We start from the raw sequence: 14,402 nt of genomic DNA, 5'->3' as shown, positions 1-14,402 counted from the left end.
CGACGGCGCTGCGGCGGCCGGGGGGCGCCGGACAGCTCTGGGGGAAGAACATAGCGGCGCTGCCGCCACGGTTCCGATCAGCTTCCGCCCGCGGGATCAGGGCAGCATTGACGATCGTCAATCGTCCGCGGCTTCAGCCCGGCGTGCCGCCGATCAGCGCCAGCAGTTCGTGCGTGCGTTCACGCATCAGCGGCGCGTCGCCGCGCGATTCGACGTTGAGGCGCAGCACCGGCTCGGTGTTCGAGCCGCGCAGGTTGAAGCGCCAGTCGGCGAACGCCACCGACAGGCCGTCGATGTGTTCGACGCGCAGCGCGCCGGGCGCGTAGCGCGCCTCGACCGCGGCCAGCACCGCGCCGATGTCGGCGACCGTGCGGTTGATCTCGCCGCTGGCCGGAAATCGCTGCATGCGCTCGCCGACCAGCGCCGACAGCGGCATGCCGCTGTCGCTGATCAGCTGCGCGACCAGCAGCCACGGGATCGTGCCGTTGTCGCAGTAGGCGAAGTCGCGGAAGTAGTGGTGCGCGCTCATCTCGCCGCCGTAGACGGCGTTCTCGGCGCGCATGCGTTCCTTGATGAAGGCATGGCCGGTCTTGCTCTGCACCGGCACGCCGCCGGCGCGGCGGACGATGTCGATCGTGTTCCAGGTCAGACGCGGGTCGTGGATGATCTTCGCGCCGGGATGCCGGCGCAGCATCGCCTCGGCGAGCAGGCCGACGATGTAGTAACCCTCGATGAACGTGCCGTGCTCGTCGAACAGGAAGCAGCGGTCGAAGTCGCCGTCCCAGGCGACGCCGAAGTCGGCGCCGGTCGCGCGCACGAAATCGGCGGTGGCGCCGCGATTCTGCGGCAGCAGCGGATTCGGAATGCCGTTCGGGAAGTGGCCGTCCGGACGCGCGTGGAGACGTTCGATGCGAAACGGCAGGTGCGGCGCCAGCGCATCGACGACGAGGCCGGCGCCGCCGTTGCCGGGATTGACGGCGATCGTCAGCGGCTTGAGCGCGGCGCGCTGGGCCGCGTCGCCGAGATAACCGAGCAGATGCGCGACGTAGCGCTCGCGGAAGGAGATCAGCCGGGTGCGTGCCGGACCGTCCTTCGGCTCGGCGGTCGAGGCGAGCACGTCGGCTTCCAGATCGCGCAGGCCGGAATCGCCGGAGATCGGCCGCGCGCCGCCGCGCACCAGCTTGAGCCCGTTGTACTCGATCGGGTTGTGCGAGGCGGTGACCATGATGCCGCCGTCGATGCCGGGCTGGAACGCGGCGAAGTAGATCTCCTCGGTGCCGCACAGGCCGATGTCGAAGACCTCGGCGCCGCCGTCGTCGAGGCCCTTGGCGAGCGCCGCGACGAGCATCGGACTGCTCTGGCGGACGTCGCAGCCGACCGCGACGCGGCGCGCGCCGAAGCGCCGCGCGTAGGCGAGCCCGAGCCGGTAGACGAGCGTCTCGTTGAGCTCGTCCGGCACGCGGCCGCGGATGTCGTAGGCCTTGAAGCATGCCAGCGAGGCCTCGGCCACGGCCGGCATGGCGGCGCGCGAAGCGACGGCCACGGCTTCAGGCTCCGCCGGTCGGTGCCGCGACCGGCTCGACGCGGCCGTAGCTGTCGCTGAGGCGCACGATGTCGTCCTCGCCGAGATAGCAGCCGGTCTGTACCTCGATCAGCTCGAGCGGCACCTTGCCGGGATTCTCGAGGCGGTGCGTGTTGCCGAGCGGGATGTAGGTCGACTGGTCCTCGGCGACGATGAAGCTCTTGTCGCCGCAGCTGACGCGCGCCGTGCCTTTCACCACGACCCAGTGCTCGGCGCGGTGAAAGTGCATCTGCAGCGACAGCTGCGCGCCCGGATTGACCGAGATACGCTTGACCTGGAAGCGCTCGCCGCCGGCGATCGTCTCGTAGTAGCCCCACGGGCGGTAGACGCGCTGGTGCACCTCGGCCTCGGCGCGGCGGCGCTGCCTGAGCGTCTGCACGACTTTGCGGACGTCCTGGACGCGGTCCTTGGCCATCACCAGCACCGCGTCGCCGGTCTCGACGACGACGTGATCGTCGACGCCGACCAGGGCGACCAGACGGCCGCTCGCATGCACAAGGTTGCGGTGCGCGTCCTCGAGCAAGACGTCGCCGCGCGCGTGGTTGTCGTCGCCGTCGGTCGCCGGCACGCGTTCGAGGAAGCTCCACGAGCCGACGTCGTCCCAGCCGGCGTCGAGCGGCACCAGCGCCAGGCGATCGGTCTTCTCCATCACCGCATAGTCGACCGATTCGTTGCGGCAGGCGTGCCAGGCCTCGGCGTCCAGGCTGATCGCGCCGCCGTCACGGCGCGCGCGCTCGAGCGCTTCGCGCGTGCGCAGATGGGTGTCCGGATCGAAGCGGCGCAGCTCGCTGAGGAAGCGCCCGGCACGGAACAGGAACAGGCCGCCGTTCCAGTAATGGTCGCCCTGTTCGATGAACTGCCGGGCGCGTTCGAGCGTCGGCTTCTCGACGAAGCCGTCGACCGCCTGCGCGCCGGCCGGTCCGCCGCCGCCGCGCACCTTGACGTAGCCGTAGCCGGTTTCCGGCCGTGTCGGCTTGATGCCGAAGGTGACGATGTAGCCCTGCTCGGCGGCGGCGGCCGCCGCCGCGGTCGCCGCCACGAAGGCGTCGGTGTCGGCGATCGCGTGGTCGGCGGCCATCACGAAGACCAGCGCCTCCGGCCCGAAGGCTTCGGCGACGAAATGCGCGGCGGCGGCGATCGCCGGCGCGGTGTTGCGCGCTTCGGGTTCGAGCAGTAGCACGGCATCGTCGACCTGCGCCTCGTGCAGCTGCCCGGCGAGCATGAAGCGCTGCGCGGCGGCGCCGACCACCACCGGTCCGAGCGCGTGGTCGATGCGCGTGGTGCGCCGCACGGTGTCCTGGAACAGGCTCTGTGCGCCGAGCAGCGGCAGGAACTGTTTCGGATGCTGCTCGCGCGACAGCGGCCACAGGCGCGTGCCGCTGCCGCCGCAGAGGATGACCGGCACGATCGCCTTGGTCCGCGCCGTGCGGCTCAGTCGTGGCGGATTTTTCATGAACGTCTGCCTGCAGGCGGCCGCGGATCCGGCCGTTGTCAGCATCGGCGACGCGACCGGCCTCGACTGTTCGATACCACACCGATGGCAGCCGACGCCGCCGTCAGCGCTGCCAGGCGATCAGTCGTACCTCGGACGGCAGCAGATCCTGGCCATGCTGGGCGACGGCGCGCGGCGTGTAGTGCGCCGCCGGGCGAGGGCCGGGCAGTGCGGCCTCGTAGAAATAGCCGTTGTGCGCGCCGACCACCGCTTCGCCGCGGCTCATCACGATGTGCTCGGCGGCGTGTCCGCGGTCGGCGTCGGCATAGAGCTCGACGCGCACGTCGCCGGCCGCCACGTCGCCGAGATAGACGGCGACGCGCAGCCGCCGCGCCGGACCCTCGCCGAGCAGCTGCGGTTCGCCGAAGTGGATCTGCGGCCAGGCGTGCGCGAGGCCTTCGTGCCAGCTGCGCAGCGCCTGTGCGGGGCGGGCGCCGTCGGCGCTGCGGCGGCGCGCCAGCTCGGTGCCCGGCCGGTAATAGTCCTCGACGTATTCGAGCAGCATGCGGTTGCTGCTGTAGCGCGGCGTCAGCAGCGCCATGCTGTGACGCATGCGCCGCACCCAGTCGCGCGGCAGGCCGCTGGCGTCGCGGGTGTAGAAGGCCGGCACCACGTCTTCCTCGAGCACGGCGTAGAGGGCGGCGGCATCGCCATCGTCGTCGCGCGTCTCGACGCGGTCGCCGATCACCCAGCCGGCGTCCTCGGCATAGGCTTCGTCCCACCAGCCGTCGAGCGTCGACAGGTTGAGTCCGCCGTTGGCCAGCACCTTCATGCCGCTGGTGCCGCAAGCCTCGCGGCCGCGCACCGGCGTGTTGAGCCACAGATCGACGCCCTGCACCAGTTGCTGGGCGAGGCCGAGATCGTAGTTCTCGAGAAAGACGACACGTCCGCGCATCGCCGGCTCGTTGGCGAAGTCGACCCAGCGCCGGATCATGTCCTTGGCTTCGAGGTCGTTGGGATGCGCGAGACCGGCGATCAGCAGCTGCACCGGCCGCTGCGGATCGCACAACAGGCGGCGCAGGCGGTCGCGATCGCCGAGCAGCAGATCCGGCCGCTTGTAGCCGGTGAAGCGGCGCGCGAAGCCGATCGTCAGCACGTTGGCGTCGAGCACGTCGGCGGCCGCGGCGATCTGTTCCGGCGCCGCGCCGCGCTGCGTCAGATGCGCGGCGAGTCGCGTGCGCACGCGTTCGACCAGCTCGTTGCGCCGCTGCGCGGCCATCGACCACAGGCTGGCGTCGTCGACCGCGGCGATCGCGACGGACAGCGTCTCGATGCCGGCGGACCAGCGCTGCTTGCCGCAGGTCCGCGTCCACATCTCGTCGGCCCAGCGCGAATCCCAGGTCGGCACGTGCACGCCGTTGGTGACGTGGCCGATCGGCACTTCGTCGACCGGCCAGCGCGGATACAGCTCGGCGAACAGGCGGCGACTGACACTGCCGTGCAGCCGGCTGACGGCGTTGACGTTGCCGCAGCCGCGCAGCGCCAGACAGGCCGGCTCGAACGGCGACTGCGGATCGCCCGGGCGGCGCTGGCCGAGCGCCAGCAGGGTCTCGACCGACTCGCCGAACTGCTGCTCGACCAGCGACGCGTACTGCTGCAACAGCGACGGCTCGAAGGCGTCGAACGCGGCGCCGACTGCGGTGTGCGTGGTGAACAGGTTGGCCGGCCGCGTCGCCCACAGCGCGTCGAGGAAGCTGGTGCCGTTGCGGCGCATGAAGCGGCGCGCGCGCTCCAGCACCGCGAACGCGGCATGGCCCTCGTTGATGTGGCAGAAGTCGATCGGCAGGCCGAGCGTCTCGACCAGCGACCAGCCGCAGATGCCGAGCATCAGCTGCTGCAGCAGGCGCGTCTCGGTGCCGTCGCCGTACAGCCGCGAAGTGATGCCGCGGTCGGTATCGCCGTTGGCCGGATCGTTGCTGTCGAGCAGGTACAGGCGCGTGCGGCCGACGCGCGCCTCCCAGACGCGCACGCGCAGCATGCGGCCGGGCAGCGGCAGAGGCAGGCTCAGCGGCGAGCCGTCGGCGCCGCGCACGCGCTGCAGCGGCAGATTGGCGGGATCGTTGTACGGATAGGACTCGCGCTGGCGGTGCTCGCGGTCGATCGACTGGCGCAGATAACCCTGCGCGTAGAGCAGCCCGATGCCGACCGCCGGCACGCCGAGGTCGCTGGCCGCCTTCAGGTAATCGCCGGCGAGGATGCCGAGGCCGCCGGCATAGATCGGCAGCGCCTCGCTGAGACCGAATTCCATGCTGAAGAAGGCGATGCCCTTCAGGCGTTCGGCGTCGGCACGGCGCGCGAAGGCGCCCGGCGATTCGAGATACTGGCGACGCTCGGCGACGACATCGGCGAGCATCGCCAGGAAGCCCGCGTCCGCGGCCAGCGCCGTGGCCCGTTCGACGCTCAGGTTCGCCAGCACGGTCCACGGATTCTGCGTGCGGCGCCACAGCTCGGGATCGACCGCCGACCACATGGCGTCGCCGGCGTGGTTCCAGGTCCAGTGCAGGTCGCGGGCGAGCGCGTCGAGCGCCGACAGCGGGGCAGGCAGATCGATCATGCGTGCCAGCATAACGGCCTGGCGCGGCGCGCGGCCTTGATGACCGTCAAGCGCGCGGGATAGCCTGCGCCGCTACCTGGACCCTCTTGCCGAACGGCTTCGGAACCGCATGACTCCCGACCTTCTCAGCGCCGCCGTCTCGCCCGAACACTGGCTCGCGGTACTGGTCACGGTCGCGCTGGTGCTGGCCGCGGTCGGCATGCATTACGAGGGCCTGGCGCGCCTCAATGCCTGGACGCCACGCTGGCGGCTGGCCGGACGCTCGCGCGTGCTGCTGCTGATCTTCTGCATCATCGGCCTGCACATCGCCGAGATCTGGCTGTTCGGCCTCGCCATTCACGGGCTTACCTACTTCCCGGCGCTCGGCACGATCGGCGGCACCGAGCCGGTGCGTCTGCTCGATGCCGTGTACCTGTCGACGACCACCTACACGACGGTCGGCTACGGTGATCTCGCGCCGCGCGGGCCGCTGCGCCTGGTGCTCGGCAGCGAGGCATTGACCGGTTTCGTGCTGCTGACCTGGTCGGCGTCGTTCACCTATCTGGAAATGCAGCGCTACTGGCGGGTCTGACGTCGCCGCCGGTCTGCCGCTCAGGCGCCGGCGGCGGCCCGCGACGGCATCCAGTGGATGTCCGGCGCGCGGCGCGGCATCGTCGCGCGCTGCTCGCCGTACGGATAGCCGACGATGATCGGCAGCATCGGCCGGTACTCGGCCGGGATGCCGAGCAGCTGCTTGCTCTCCGGCTGTTCGAGCCAGTCGCGCGCCAGGCCGACGCAGCAGGTGCCGAGCTTTTGCACGCAGGCGGCGAGCATCAGGTTCTGCGCCGCCATGCCGCATTCCTCGGCGATCCATTCGCCGTCCTCGGTCGCGCAGATCACGATCAGCGCCGGTGCGCCGTAGAACACGTCGAAGTTCTCGTCGAGCAGTTCGGGCATCAGGCGCAGCAGCTGCGAATCCGCATCGGCAGTCTCGACCAGATAGCGGCGTACCTGCGCGGCGATGTGGCGCAGCAGTGCGGCGTCGCTCGTCACGGCGAACGACCAGGGCTGCACATTGAAGGCACTCGGCGCCTGCACGGCATCACCGATCAGGTTTTCGATCAGCTCCCGCGTCACTTCCTGGCCGGTGTAGCGGCGGACTGCGCGCCGGTGGTAAATCGCCTTCATCACGTCCATGCGGGTTCTGCCGTTCTCGTGGGGGGCGGCTAGCTTTTCACGGGCGTGGGCGTCGGCCATTGATCCAGGTCATGCGAGGGCGGCGGCGTGGCGGGCGGCTCGTAGAGCACGCGCTTCAGGCGCTCGGAGACCAGCGCGAACGACAGCGAGATCACCACCATCGTCGCCAGCAGCGCCGGCGGCAGCGGCTCGAAGCCGAAGCCGCGCGCGATCAGCGGCACGTAAGGCAGGCCGATGCCGAGCGCCGCGATCGCGACCGAACCCCACAGCAGCGCCGGCGCCGGCCGGCTGCGGTAGAACGGCGCGCGCGTGCGCAGCACGAAGATGATTAGCAGCTCGGTCAGCAGCGACTCGATGAACCAGGCGGTGCGGAACTGCTCCGGATCGCCATGCGCGATGCCGAGCAGCACCGCGAAGGTCAGCAGATCGAACAGCGTGCTGAGCACGCCGAGGCGCACCATCACGCGCTTGACCTGGCGCAGATCCCAGCGATGCGGCGTGCGCTGCCAGCTGTCGTCGACGCGGTCGCCGGCTAGGCCCATCGTCGGGATGTCGGACAAGAAATTGTTGAGCAGGATCTGCTTGGCGAGCAGCGGCAGGAACGGCAGGAAGGTCGTCGCCACCGCCATGCTGAGCATGTTGCCGAAGTTGGCGCTGGTCGTGACGAAGATGTACTTGAGGGTATTGGCGAAGGTGCGCCGGCCTTCCTCGATGCCCTCGCAGACGACGTCGAGACCGTGTTCGAGCATCACGAAGTCGGCCGCCTCGCGGGCGACGTCGGCGGCGGTGTCGACCGAGATGCCGACGTCGGCGGCGTACAGCGCCGGCGCATCGTTGATGCCGTCGCCGAGGAAGCCGACGACGTGGCCGCTGCGCTGCAGCGCGCGGATGATGCGCTCCTTCTGGCCGGGATCGACCTCGGCGAACACGCTGGTGCGCGGCGCCAGCTGCCACAGCGCCTCGTCGCGCGTCTGGCCCAGCTCGGCGCCGCCGATGACGCGCTCCGGATCGAGGCCGACCGCCTGCGCGACGTGGCGCGCCACGGCGAGGCTGTCGCCGGTGATCAGCTTGGCCGACACGCCGAGTCCGGCGAGGCGGCGCAGCGTCGCGTCGATGCCGGGCTCCGGCGGATCGAACAGCAGCAGGAAGCCGCGCAGGACCAGCGCGGACTCGTCCTCGCGCCCGTAACGCGGCTGCTCGGCGAGCGTGCGCTGCGCGACCGCAAGCACGCGAAAGCCCTGCGCGCCCCAGGCTTCGAAACGCTGCTGCAGCGCTTCGCGCCGCGCCGCGTCGAGCGCGACGGTAGCCGCGCCGAGCGCGAGCTGCGTGCAGGCCGCGAGCACGCCGGGCACGGCGCCCTTGGTGATCAGCAGCGGCGCCTCGCCGGGGCGTTCGCGGATCACCACGCTGAGGCGCTTGCGCACGAAGTCGTACGGAATCTCGTCGAGCTTGAGCACATCCCCGGGCGGCGGTGCGCCGGCCAGCAGCGCTTCGTCGATCGGGTTGCGCAGGCCGGCCTGCAGCGCCGCGTTGAGGCGCGCCAGCTGCAGCACGCGCTCGTCGTCGTGGCCCTCGGCGTCGACCGCGGCGTCGATCATCACCACGCCGCGCGTCAGCGTGCCGGTCTTGTCGACGCAGAGCACGTCCATGGCGCCGAGGTTCTCGATCGCGTTCGGATGGCGGACGATGACGCCGCGCGTCGCCATGCGCCGCGCGCCATGGGCGAGGGTGATGGCGACGATCGCCGGCAGCAGTTCCGGCGACAGGCCGACGGCGAGCGCGATCGCGAACAGCAGCGAGTCGAAGCTCGGCCGGTGGTGCAGGGCGTTGATCGCCAGCACCGCCAGCATCAGCAGGATCATGACGCGGATCAGCAGCTGGCCGAAATGGCGCAGGCCGCGCTCGAAATCGGTCTCCGGCGCGCGCAGCTGCAGGGTATGGGCGATGCGGCCGAACTCGGTCTCGGCGCCGGTGGCGACGATCAGCGCGCGGCCGACGCCGCTGCGCACCGAGGTGCCGGCGAACACGCAGTTGCGGCGCGCCGGCAGCGCGCTGGCCGCCGGCACCGGCGCCAGCGATTTCTCGGCCGCGAAAGTCTCGCCGGTCAGCGCCGCCTCGCCGACGAACAGGTCCTGGCATTCGAGCAGCACGCCGTCGCCCGGCACCAGGCTTCCGGCCGACAGCAGGACGACGTCGCCGGGCACCACGGCGTCGGCCGGAATTTCGATGACGGCACCATCGCGCAGCACCGCGGCGCGCACGGCGACGCGGCGCTGCAGGCGGGCGACGGCGTGCGAGGCCTTGTGCTCGTCGATCGCGCCGAGCAGGCTGCTGAGCAGCGCGATCGCCATCACGATCGCGGCGTTGATCCAGTCGGCGCCGAGCAGCGCGGCGGCGGCGCCGAGCACCAGGATCAGCTGCAGCGGGCTGCGGAACTGCGCGGCGAAGGTCGCCGGGAAACTGCGGACCTGGGCGACATGCAGCGGCGGCCGCTCGCGCAGGCGGCGTTGCGCCTCGTCGGCGGACAGTCCGTGCGGGCCGCTGCCGACGCGGGCCTGCAAGGTGGCGGAATCGAAGCTCCAGTACGGGCCGAGGCGCGCCTCGGCCGGCGGTGGCCGCTCAGTGGACGGAGCGAGGGCGCGCCAGCGCAGCCATGAGCTCACGGGCGGGCGACCGCTCAGGCCGTGGCTGTCGCGCAGTCATCGCACCGCGTCAGCTGAGGCGTCTGCGCCAGACGCGTCGCCGGCAGCGGCTGGCCGCAGTCCTCGCAGCAGTCGCCGCAGCCGCGGTTGAGCAGCTGCAGGGCGTGCTCGACCTGGCGCAGCTTGGCGTCGGTCGCGGCGGCGATGCGTGCGAACTGCGGATCGGCCGGCGTCGCGCCGTTCTGGTGCATGCGCTGCAGGCGCCGGCGCAGCAACGCCGCCAGGTATTCGAGTTGCAGGTGGCGTTCGTTGCGCTCGGCGGGGTTCATGGCAGCTTCCTCGCTTCAGATCCGGGGTTCGACGATGAGGCGGTTTTCCACGCGCAGCACGCCGGGCGCCGCGCGCACCGCCGCTTCGGCATCGAGCCGCTCCTGCTGCGTGCGCACGCGGCCTTCGAGCACGACCGTGCCGTCGCCGTCGGCGTAGACGCGCATCTGGCGGTGCTCGATGGGGGCGCCGACCGTGGCTTCGGCGAGCATGTCGCGCCAGTCGCGCAGGCGGATGCGGTTGACGACGTCGCGCACGCCGTGCAGCTGGCGGATGTCGTGCTCGGCCTGACGGCGCTCGTACTCGCTGTCGACGGCGCCGTCGAGTTCGACCACGCCGCGGCTGACGGTGACCTGCACGAAGCCCTGCGGCAGGCCGAGATCCCAGGACAGGATGCGCACCGCGCGGTCGGCGATCTCGTCGTCGGCGGTCTTGGCGACGTCGGCGGCGCGCACCTCGAGATGTTCGGCGACGGCGCGGATGCCGGGCACCTCGCGCGCCAGACGTTCGGCCAGACTGCGCTGCGCGGCGCTGCCGACGTGTCCGCTGAGGGTCACGACGCCGTGGCGCACGGCGACGCCGATATGGGCGACGTCGAGCGTGACTTCGTGGGCGAGAGCCGCCGTGATCCGGCGCTGCAGATCGTGATCGGGCGGATGCATGGCGGTCTCCGGGAGTCCGGGTCAGCGTGCAGCATGCGGCGTGCCTGCACGCCGTGCCTTGATTCAGGTCATGGTGCGTACCGCGGTGTGGCTTGCCAGGACCGGGCTACGGTTCGTCGGCGTCGCCGTCCTCGACCAGCTCCCAGCGCGGGTGGCTGCCGTGGCCGATCCACTCGCATTGCAGCACCGCGTCGTTGTTGCAGTGGGCGCAGTGCACGCCGGCTCCGTCGCGCCAGTCGGCTTCCTCGATGTGCAGCTCCGCGCCGCAATACGGACAGGGCAGGATCAACGGCGTGCGGGCTTGCGGCGTATCCATGACGCGTCTCTTCCTCTGACGGCCCGGGTCCGGGCGATAGGCGGGCAGCATGGCGCGCCGCGCCGAACGCGGCCTTGACCGGCGTCAGCGTCGGCACGGCATAACCCCAAGGCATGGATGCCGCGCCGCCATGCATTGGCCGGCGCCGCGCCGCGCCCCCTATGCTCGGCTACGACGAGGGTCGCGCCGGGCCGCGGTGCGCATCGCCGATCCGGCGTGCCTTGCCCAGTGCGCATACGACCCGTCATCAGACCGATTACGAATTCGTAATATCGAATAACAGTCCTGCCGCCCGTTTCAGGAGCCGACGATGAACCGCAAGCGCCCGTTTCCTTCACGCCCGACCGCTGTGGCACTGGCGCTGGCGGCGGCGGGGGCGGTCAGCGTTGTTCCGGCCCGGGCCGACACGGCTGCCGCCGACGTGCCGCCGGCCGAGATCACGGTCTGGGGCCGCGCCTTCGATCTCGTCGGCACGGCGCAGTCCGGCTCGCAGGGCGTGGTCGGCTACGCCGACTTCCAGGACCGACCGATCTCGCGCGCCGGCGAACTGCTCGAAGTGATTCCCGGCATGATCGCGACCCAGCACTCCGGCGAGGGCAAGGCCAACCAGTACTTCCTGCGCGGCTTCAATCTCGACCACGGCACCGACTTCGCGAGCTTCATCGACGGCGTGCCGGCCAATCTGCGCACGCACGGCCACGGCCAGGGCTATACCGATCTCAATTTCCTGATTCCCGAACTGGTCGAGAAGGTCGAGTACCGCAAGGGTCCGTACTTCGCCGACGCCGGCGACTTCAGCGCCGCCGGCACCGCGCGCTTCAGGACCTATGACGCGCTGCCGCGCAGCTTCGCCGAGGCCACGGTCGGCGAGTACGGCCACTACCGCGGTCTGGCCGCCGGCAGTCTCGCGCTCGGCGGCGGCACGCTGCTGGCCGGTGCCGAGGCGGCGCGCGTCGACGGTCCCTGGGTGCTCGACGAGCACCTGCGCAAGTACAACGGTCTGCTCAAATACAGCCGCCAGGACGGTGAGCGCTACTGGAACCTCGCGCTCAGCGCCTACGACAACCAGTGGGATTCGACCGACCAGGTCCCGCTGCGCGCGCTGCGCTCGGGACTGATCCCGCGCTACGGCTATATCGATCCGTCTCTCGGCGGCGAGACCTCGCGCCTGGCGCTGTCGAGCCAGATGCAGTTCGGCGACACGGCGCTCAACCTCTACGCGCTGCATTACGAGCTGAGCCTGATCTCGAACTTCACCTATGCGCTCGAAGACCCGGTCAACGGCGACGAGTTCGAGCAGCGCGACCAGCGTTCGGTCTACGGCGGCGCGCTGGCGCAGGGCTGGGATCTGGACCTCGCCGGCCGGCCGGCGCGGCTGCGCGCCGGCGGCGAGCTGCGCTACGACGACATCGGCAAGGTCGGTCTCTACCAGACCGTTGCCGGACGGCGCATCGACACGGTCCGCGAGGACGCGGTCAACGAACTCAGCGTCGGCGCCTACGCCGAGCTCGAGACGCATCTGACGCCGGACCTGCGCGCCGTCGTCGGCCTGCGCGGCGATCTCTACGACTACGACGTCGACGCGCGCACGCAGCCGCTCAACAGTGGCAGCGGCACCGACGGCAGGATCTCGCCGAAGCTGGCGCTGGCCTGGCGCACCGGCGCGCACACCGAGCTGTACGCCAATTACGGCGAGGGCTTTCATTCCAACGACGTGCGCGGCGCGTCGATCCGCGTCGATCCGCGCGATCCGGCGTCCGCCGCCGAGCGCGTCGACGTGCTGGTGCGCGCGCGCGGCGCCGAGCTTGGCCTGCGCTACGGCACCGGCTCGCTGAACCTGAGTCTGGTCGGCTTCTGGCTCGACCTGGGTTCGGAGCTGGTCTATTCGGGCGACGGCGGCACCACCGAGCCGAATGCGGCCTCGCGCCGCTACGGCACTGAGTTCGCCGGCTTCTGGCAGCCGCTGGCCTGGCTGACACTGGATCTGTCGGCGGCTTATACCGACGCGCGTTTCCGCGGCGTGGCCAAGGGCGAGGACGAGGTGCCGAACGCGGTCAAGACCGTGCTCGGCGCCGGTGCGGTCATCGACTTCGGCCACAGCTTGAAGGGCACCGCACGGCTGCGCTATCTCGGTCGGGCGCCGCTGATCGAGGACGGTTCGGTCGAGTCCGATCCGACCACCATCGTCAATCTCGGCGCGTACTACGAGCGCAGCGTCTGGCGCGTCGCGCTCGATCTCTACAACGCGCTCGACGCCAAGGACGCCGACATCACCTACTACTACGCCTCGCGCCTGCCGGGCGAGAGCGAGGGCGTCGACGATATCCACCTGCATCCGGTCGAGCCGCGCCAGCTGCGCGCCTCGCTGCGGATGTACTTCTAGGCGCGACGCCGATGCACGCAGGCGGGTCCGGACCGACGCGGCGACGCCGGATGCGCGGCGAGCGCCGCGAACTCGCCGCGTACTACGGCGTGATCGCGCTGCTGCACGGGCTCGGCTGGGGCCTGTATCTGGCCTATGCGGCGCGCTATCCGCTGGTCGGCCTCGGCTTCGCGGCCTATGCGATCGGCCTGCGCCACGGTTTCGGCGCCGATCACATCGCCGCCGTCGACGATACCGTGCGCCTACGCGATCGCCGGCCTGTTTCTGCTCGGCTGGGTCTGTCGTCGGCACTATGGAAGCAGACCGGCGCGATGCAGGCTGCCGCCTGCGAGCCGCTGCGCTGAAGCGCACGCGATGCGGTCCGGCGTGGCTACAATGCGCCACGACGATCGCCGCCGCCATGGTGCGCCGCGACGACCGGCACCGCCCGAGCCCCGTCATGGAACGCTTCACGATCTCCCTCGAAACCAAGCTCGCCGATGCCTTCGACGAACTGATGGCGCGGCGCGGCTACCGCAACCGTTCGGAAGCGGTCCGCGGCCTGCTGCGCAGCGGCGCCAGCACGCCCGGCCCGCGCGGCCGCCGCCGAGAAACGATGACCGCATGAACAAGGCTCCCGTCACCTACGCGCTGCTGGTCGCCAACATCCTCATCTTCGGTCTGGAGATGGTCGCCGGCGATCCGCTGCTGCGCAGCTTCGCGCTGTGGCCGCCCGGGCAGGGCTTCGCGCCATGGCAGCTGCTCAGCTGCGCGTTCCTGCACGGCAGCGTCGCGCATCTGGCCACCAACATGTTCGGCCTGTGGATGTTCGGCCGCGACGTCGAGGACCGGACCGGCAGCGGCCGTTTCCTCGTGCTGTTCCTGACCAGCGTGCTGACGGCGAGCCTCACGCAGCTGGCGTTCGGCATGGTCAGCGCCGATCCGCAGCCGACGGTCGGCGCGTCCGGCGGCCTGTTCGGCGTGCTGACCGCGTTCGCGATCTTCTTTCCGCGTCGCGTGATCCTGCTGATCTTCCCGCCGCTGCCGCTGCCGGCGCCGCTGTTCGTGTTGCTGTACGCGCTGTTCGAGCTTTACGCCGGGGTCACCGGCACGATGAACGGCGTCGCGCACTTCGCGCATCTCGGCGGCCTGCTCGGCGGGCTCGTGCTCGGCCTGCGCTGGCGGCGGCGCTCGGTCTGGCGCTGAGGGCGGGTGGCGGCGATTGACGGCCGTCAAGGCCGGCCGGCCGTCGCCGCGGCAGGCTGGCCATGCCGTTCGCCGCAGCCGCG

The 14,402-nt window shown here is 70.9% G+C and carries 13 protein-coding genes; 5 read left to right on the top strand and 8 right to left on the bottom strand.

The window, feature by feature from the left end; genetic code table 11:
* Window positions 1-133: 133 nt before the first annotated feature.
* The 3 genes from H149_RS0105815 to glgP form a co-directional block, all read right to left on the bottom strand.
* On the bottom strand, window positions 134-1,519 hold the full coding sequence (locus H149_RS0105815) for a phosphohexomutase domain-containing protein (RefSeq protein ID WP_020648803.1): 1,386 nt from the start codon (window positions 1,517-1,519) through the stop codon (window positions 134-136).
* A gap of 28 nt (window positions 1,520-1,547) precedes the next feature.
* Window positions 1,548-3,035 carry a mannose-1-phosphate guanylyltransferase/mannose-6-phosphate isomerase gene (locus tag H149_RS0105810; RefSeq protein WP_051101810.1) on the bottom strand — a complete coding sequence of 496 codons (1,488 nt, stop codon included), beginning with the start codon at window positions 3,033-3,035 and terminating at the stop codon, window positions 1,548-1,550.
* Window positions 3,036-3,138: 103 nt separating this feature from the next.
* On the bottom strand, window positions 3,139-5,628 hold the full coding sequence (glgP, locus tag H149_RS0105805; protein WP_211213542.1) for an alpha-glucan family phosphorylase: 2,490 nt from the start codon (window positions 5,626-5,628) through the stop codon (window positions 3,139-3,141).
* 109 nt (window positions 5,629-5,737) lie between these two features.
* Here glgP and H149_RS0105800 point away from each other — a divergent pair, with 109 nt between their 5' ends.
* Window positions 5,738-6,199 carry an ion channel gene (locus H149_RS0105800; RefSeq protein WP_020648800.1) on the top strand — a complete coding sequence of 154 codons (462 nt, stop codon included), beginning with the start codon at window positions 5,738-5,740 and terminating at the stop codon, window positions 6,197-6,199.
* 20 nt (window positions 6,200-6,219) lie between these two features.
* Here the strand turns inward: H149_RS0105800 and H149_RS0105795 are convergent, their stop codons facing one another.
* The 5 genes from H149_RS0105795 to H149_RS0105775 form a co-directional block, all read right to left on the bottom strand.
* Window positions 6,220-6,795 (bottom strand): nitroreductase family protein, encoded by a 576-nt coding sequence (locus H149_RS0105795; RefSeq protein ID WP_169518315.1) that lies wholly within the window; start codon window positions 6,793-6,795, stop codon window positions 6,220-6,222.
* A gap of 38 nt (window positions 6,796-6,833) precedes the next feature.
* On the bottom strand, window positions 6,834-9,467 hold the full coding sequence (gene mgtA / locus H149_RS19920) for a magnesium-translocating P-type ATPase (RefSeq protein ID WP_211213541.1): 2,634 nt from the start codon (window positions 9,465-9,467) through the stop codon (window positions 6,834-6,836).
* Between the two features lie 14 nt (window positions 9,468-9,481).
* Window positions 9,482-9,775 carry a TraR/DksA C4-type zinc finger protein gene (locus tag H149_RS19915; RefSeq protein ID WP_020648797.1) on the bottom strand — a complete coding sequence of 98 codons (294 nt, stop codon included), beginning with the start codon at window positions 9,773-9,775 and terminating at the stop codon, window positions 9,482-9,484.
* Between the two features lie 15 nt (window positions 9,776-9,790).
* Window positions 9,791-10,435 (bottom strand): BON domain-containing protein, encoded by a 645-nt coding sequence (locus H149_RS0105780; RefSeq protein ID WP_020648796.1) that lies wholly within the window; start codon window positions 10,433-10,435, stop codon window positions 9,791-9,793.
* A gap of 106 nt (window positions 10,436-10,541) precedes the next feature.
* Window positions 10,542-10,751: a hypothetical protein gene (locus tag H149_RS0105775; protein ID WP_020648795.1), complete on the bottom strand. Its 210-nt coding sequence runs from the start codon at window positions 10,749-10,751 to the stop codon at window positions 10,542-10,544.
* Window positions 10,752-11,061: 310 nt separating this feature from the next.
* On the opposite strand from H149_RS0105775, the gene H149_RS0105770 reads away from it, so the two are divergent.
* From H149_RS0105770 to H149_RS0105755, 4 genes are read left to right on the top strand one after another with little or no spacing between them, the layout of a single operon-like run.
* Entirely contained in the window at window positions 11,062-13,134 is a 2,073-nt protein-coding gene (locus tag H149_RS0105770; RefSeq protein ID WP_051101802.1) for a TonB-dependent receptor, read from the top strand.
* A 50-nt stretch (window positions 13,135-13,184) separates the two neighbouring features.
* The gene (locus H149_RS0105765; protein ID WP_020648793.1) at window positions 13,185-13,478 is read left to right on the top strand and encodes a HoxN/HupN/NixA family nickel/cobalt transporter; all 294 of its coding nucleotides are present in this window, start codon (window positions 13,185-13,187) and stop codon (window positions 13,476-13,478) included.
* Window positions 13,479-13,534: 56 nt separating this feature from the next.
* Window positions 13,535-13,741 carry a ribbon-helix-helix protein, CopG family gene (locus H149_RS24460; RefSeq protein WP_020648792.1) on the top strand — a complete coding sequence of 69 codons (207 nt, stop codon included), beginning with the start codon at window positions 13,535-13,537 and terminating at the stop codon, window positions 13,739-13,741.
* Window positions 13,738-14,319 (top strand): rhomboid family intramembrane serine protease, encoded by a 582-nt coding sequence (locus H149_RS0105755; protein ID WP_020648791.1) that lies wholly within the window; start codon window positions 13,738-13,740, stop codon window positions 14,317-14,319. The genes H149_RS24460 and H149_RS0105755 overlap by 4 nt, the downstream gene beginning before the upstream one ends.
* Window positions 14,320-14,402 lie beyond the last annotated feature (83 nt).

Origin of the sequence: Solimonas variicoloris DSM 15731 (assembly GCF_000382285.1) — a bacterium.
Taxonomy (GTDB): Bacteria; Pseudomonadota; Gammaproteobacteria; order Nevskiales; family Nevskiaceae; genus Solimonas; species Solimonas variicoloris.
Note: the sequence above shows the minus strand (reverse complement) of the source record. Positions and strands in the feature narration are given on the sequence as shown.

Bases quoted from the DNA above. Each gene is read 5' to 3' on its own strand.
- H149_RS0105815 (WP_020648803.1), bottom strand. From the start codon at position 1,519: ATGCCGGCCGTGGCCGAGGCCTCGCTGGCATGCTTCAAGGCCTACGAC.
- H149_RS0105810 (WP_051101810.1), bottom strand. From the start codon at position 3,035: ATGAAAAATCCGCCACGACTGAGCCGCACGGCGCGGACCAAGGCGATC.
- glgP (WP_211213542.1), bottom strand. From the start codon at position 5,628: ATGATCGATCTGCCTGCCCCGCTGTCGGCGCTCGACGCGCTCGCCCGC.
- H149_RS0105800 (WP_020648800.1), top strand. From the start codon at position 5,738: ATGACTCCCGACCTTCTCAGCGCCGCCGTCTCGCCCGAACACTGGCTC.
- H149_RS0105795 (WP_169518315.1), bottom strand. From the start codon at position 6,795: ATGAAGGCGATTTACCACCGGCGCGCAGTCCGCCGCTACACCGGCCAG.
- H149_RS19915 (WP_020648797.1), bottom strand. From the start codon at position 9,775: ATGAACCCCGCCGAGCGCAACGAACGCCACCTGCAACTCGAATACCTG.
- H149_RS0105780 (WP_020648796.1), bottom strand. From the start codon at position 10,435: ATGCATCCGCCCGATCACGATCTGCAGCGCCGGATCACGGCGGCTCTC.
- H149_RS0105775 (WP_020648795.1), bottom strand. From the start codon at position 10,751: ATGGATACGCCGCAAGCCCGCACGCCGTTGATCCTGCCCTGTCCGTAT.
- H149_RS0105770 (WP_051101802.1), top strand. From the start codon at position 11,062: ATGAACCGCAAGCGCCCGTTTCCTTCACGCCCGACCGCTGTGGCACTG.
- H149_RS0105765 (WP_020648793.1), top strand. From the start codon at position 13,185: ATGCGCGGCGAGCGCCGCGAACTCGCCGCGTACTACGGCGTGATCGCG.
- H149_RS24460 (WP_020648792.1), top strand. From the start codon at position 13,535: ATGGTGCGCCGCGACGACCGGCACCGCCCGAGCCCCGTCATGGAACGC.
- H149_RS0105755 (WP_020648791.1), top strand. From the start codon at position 13,738: ATGAACAAGGCTCCCGTCACCTACGCGCTGCTGGTCGCCAACATCCTC.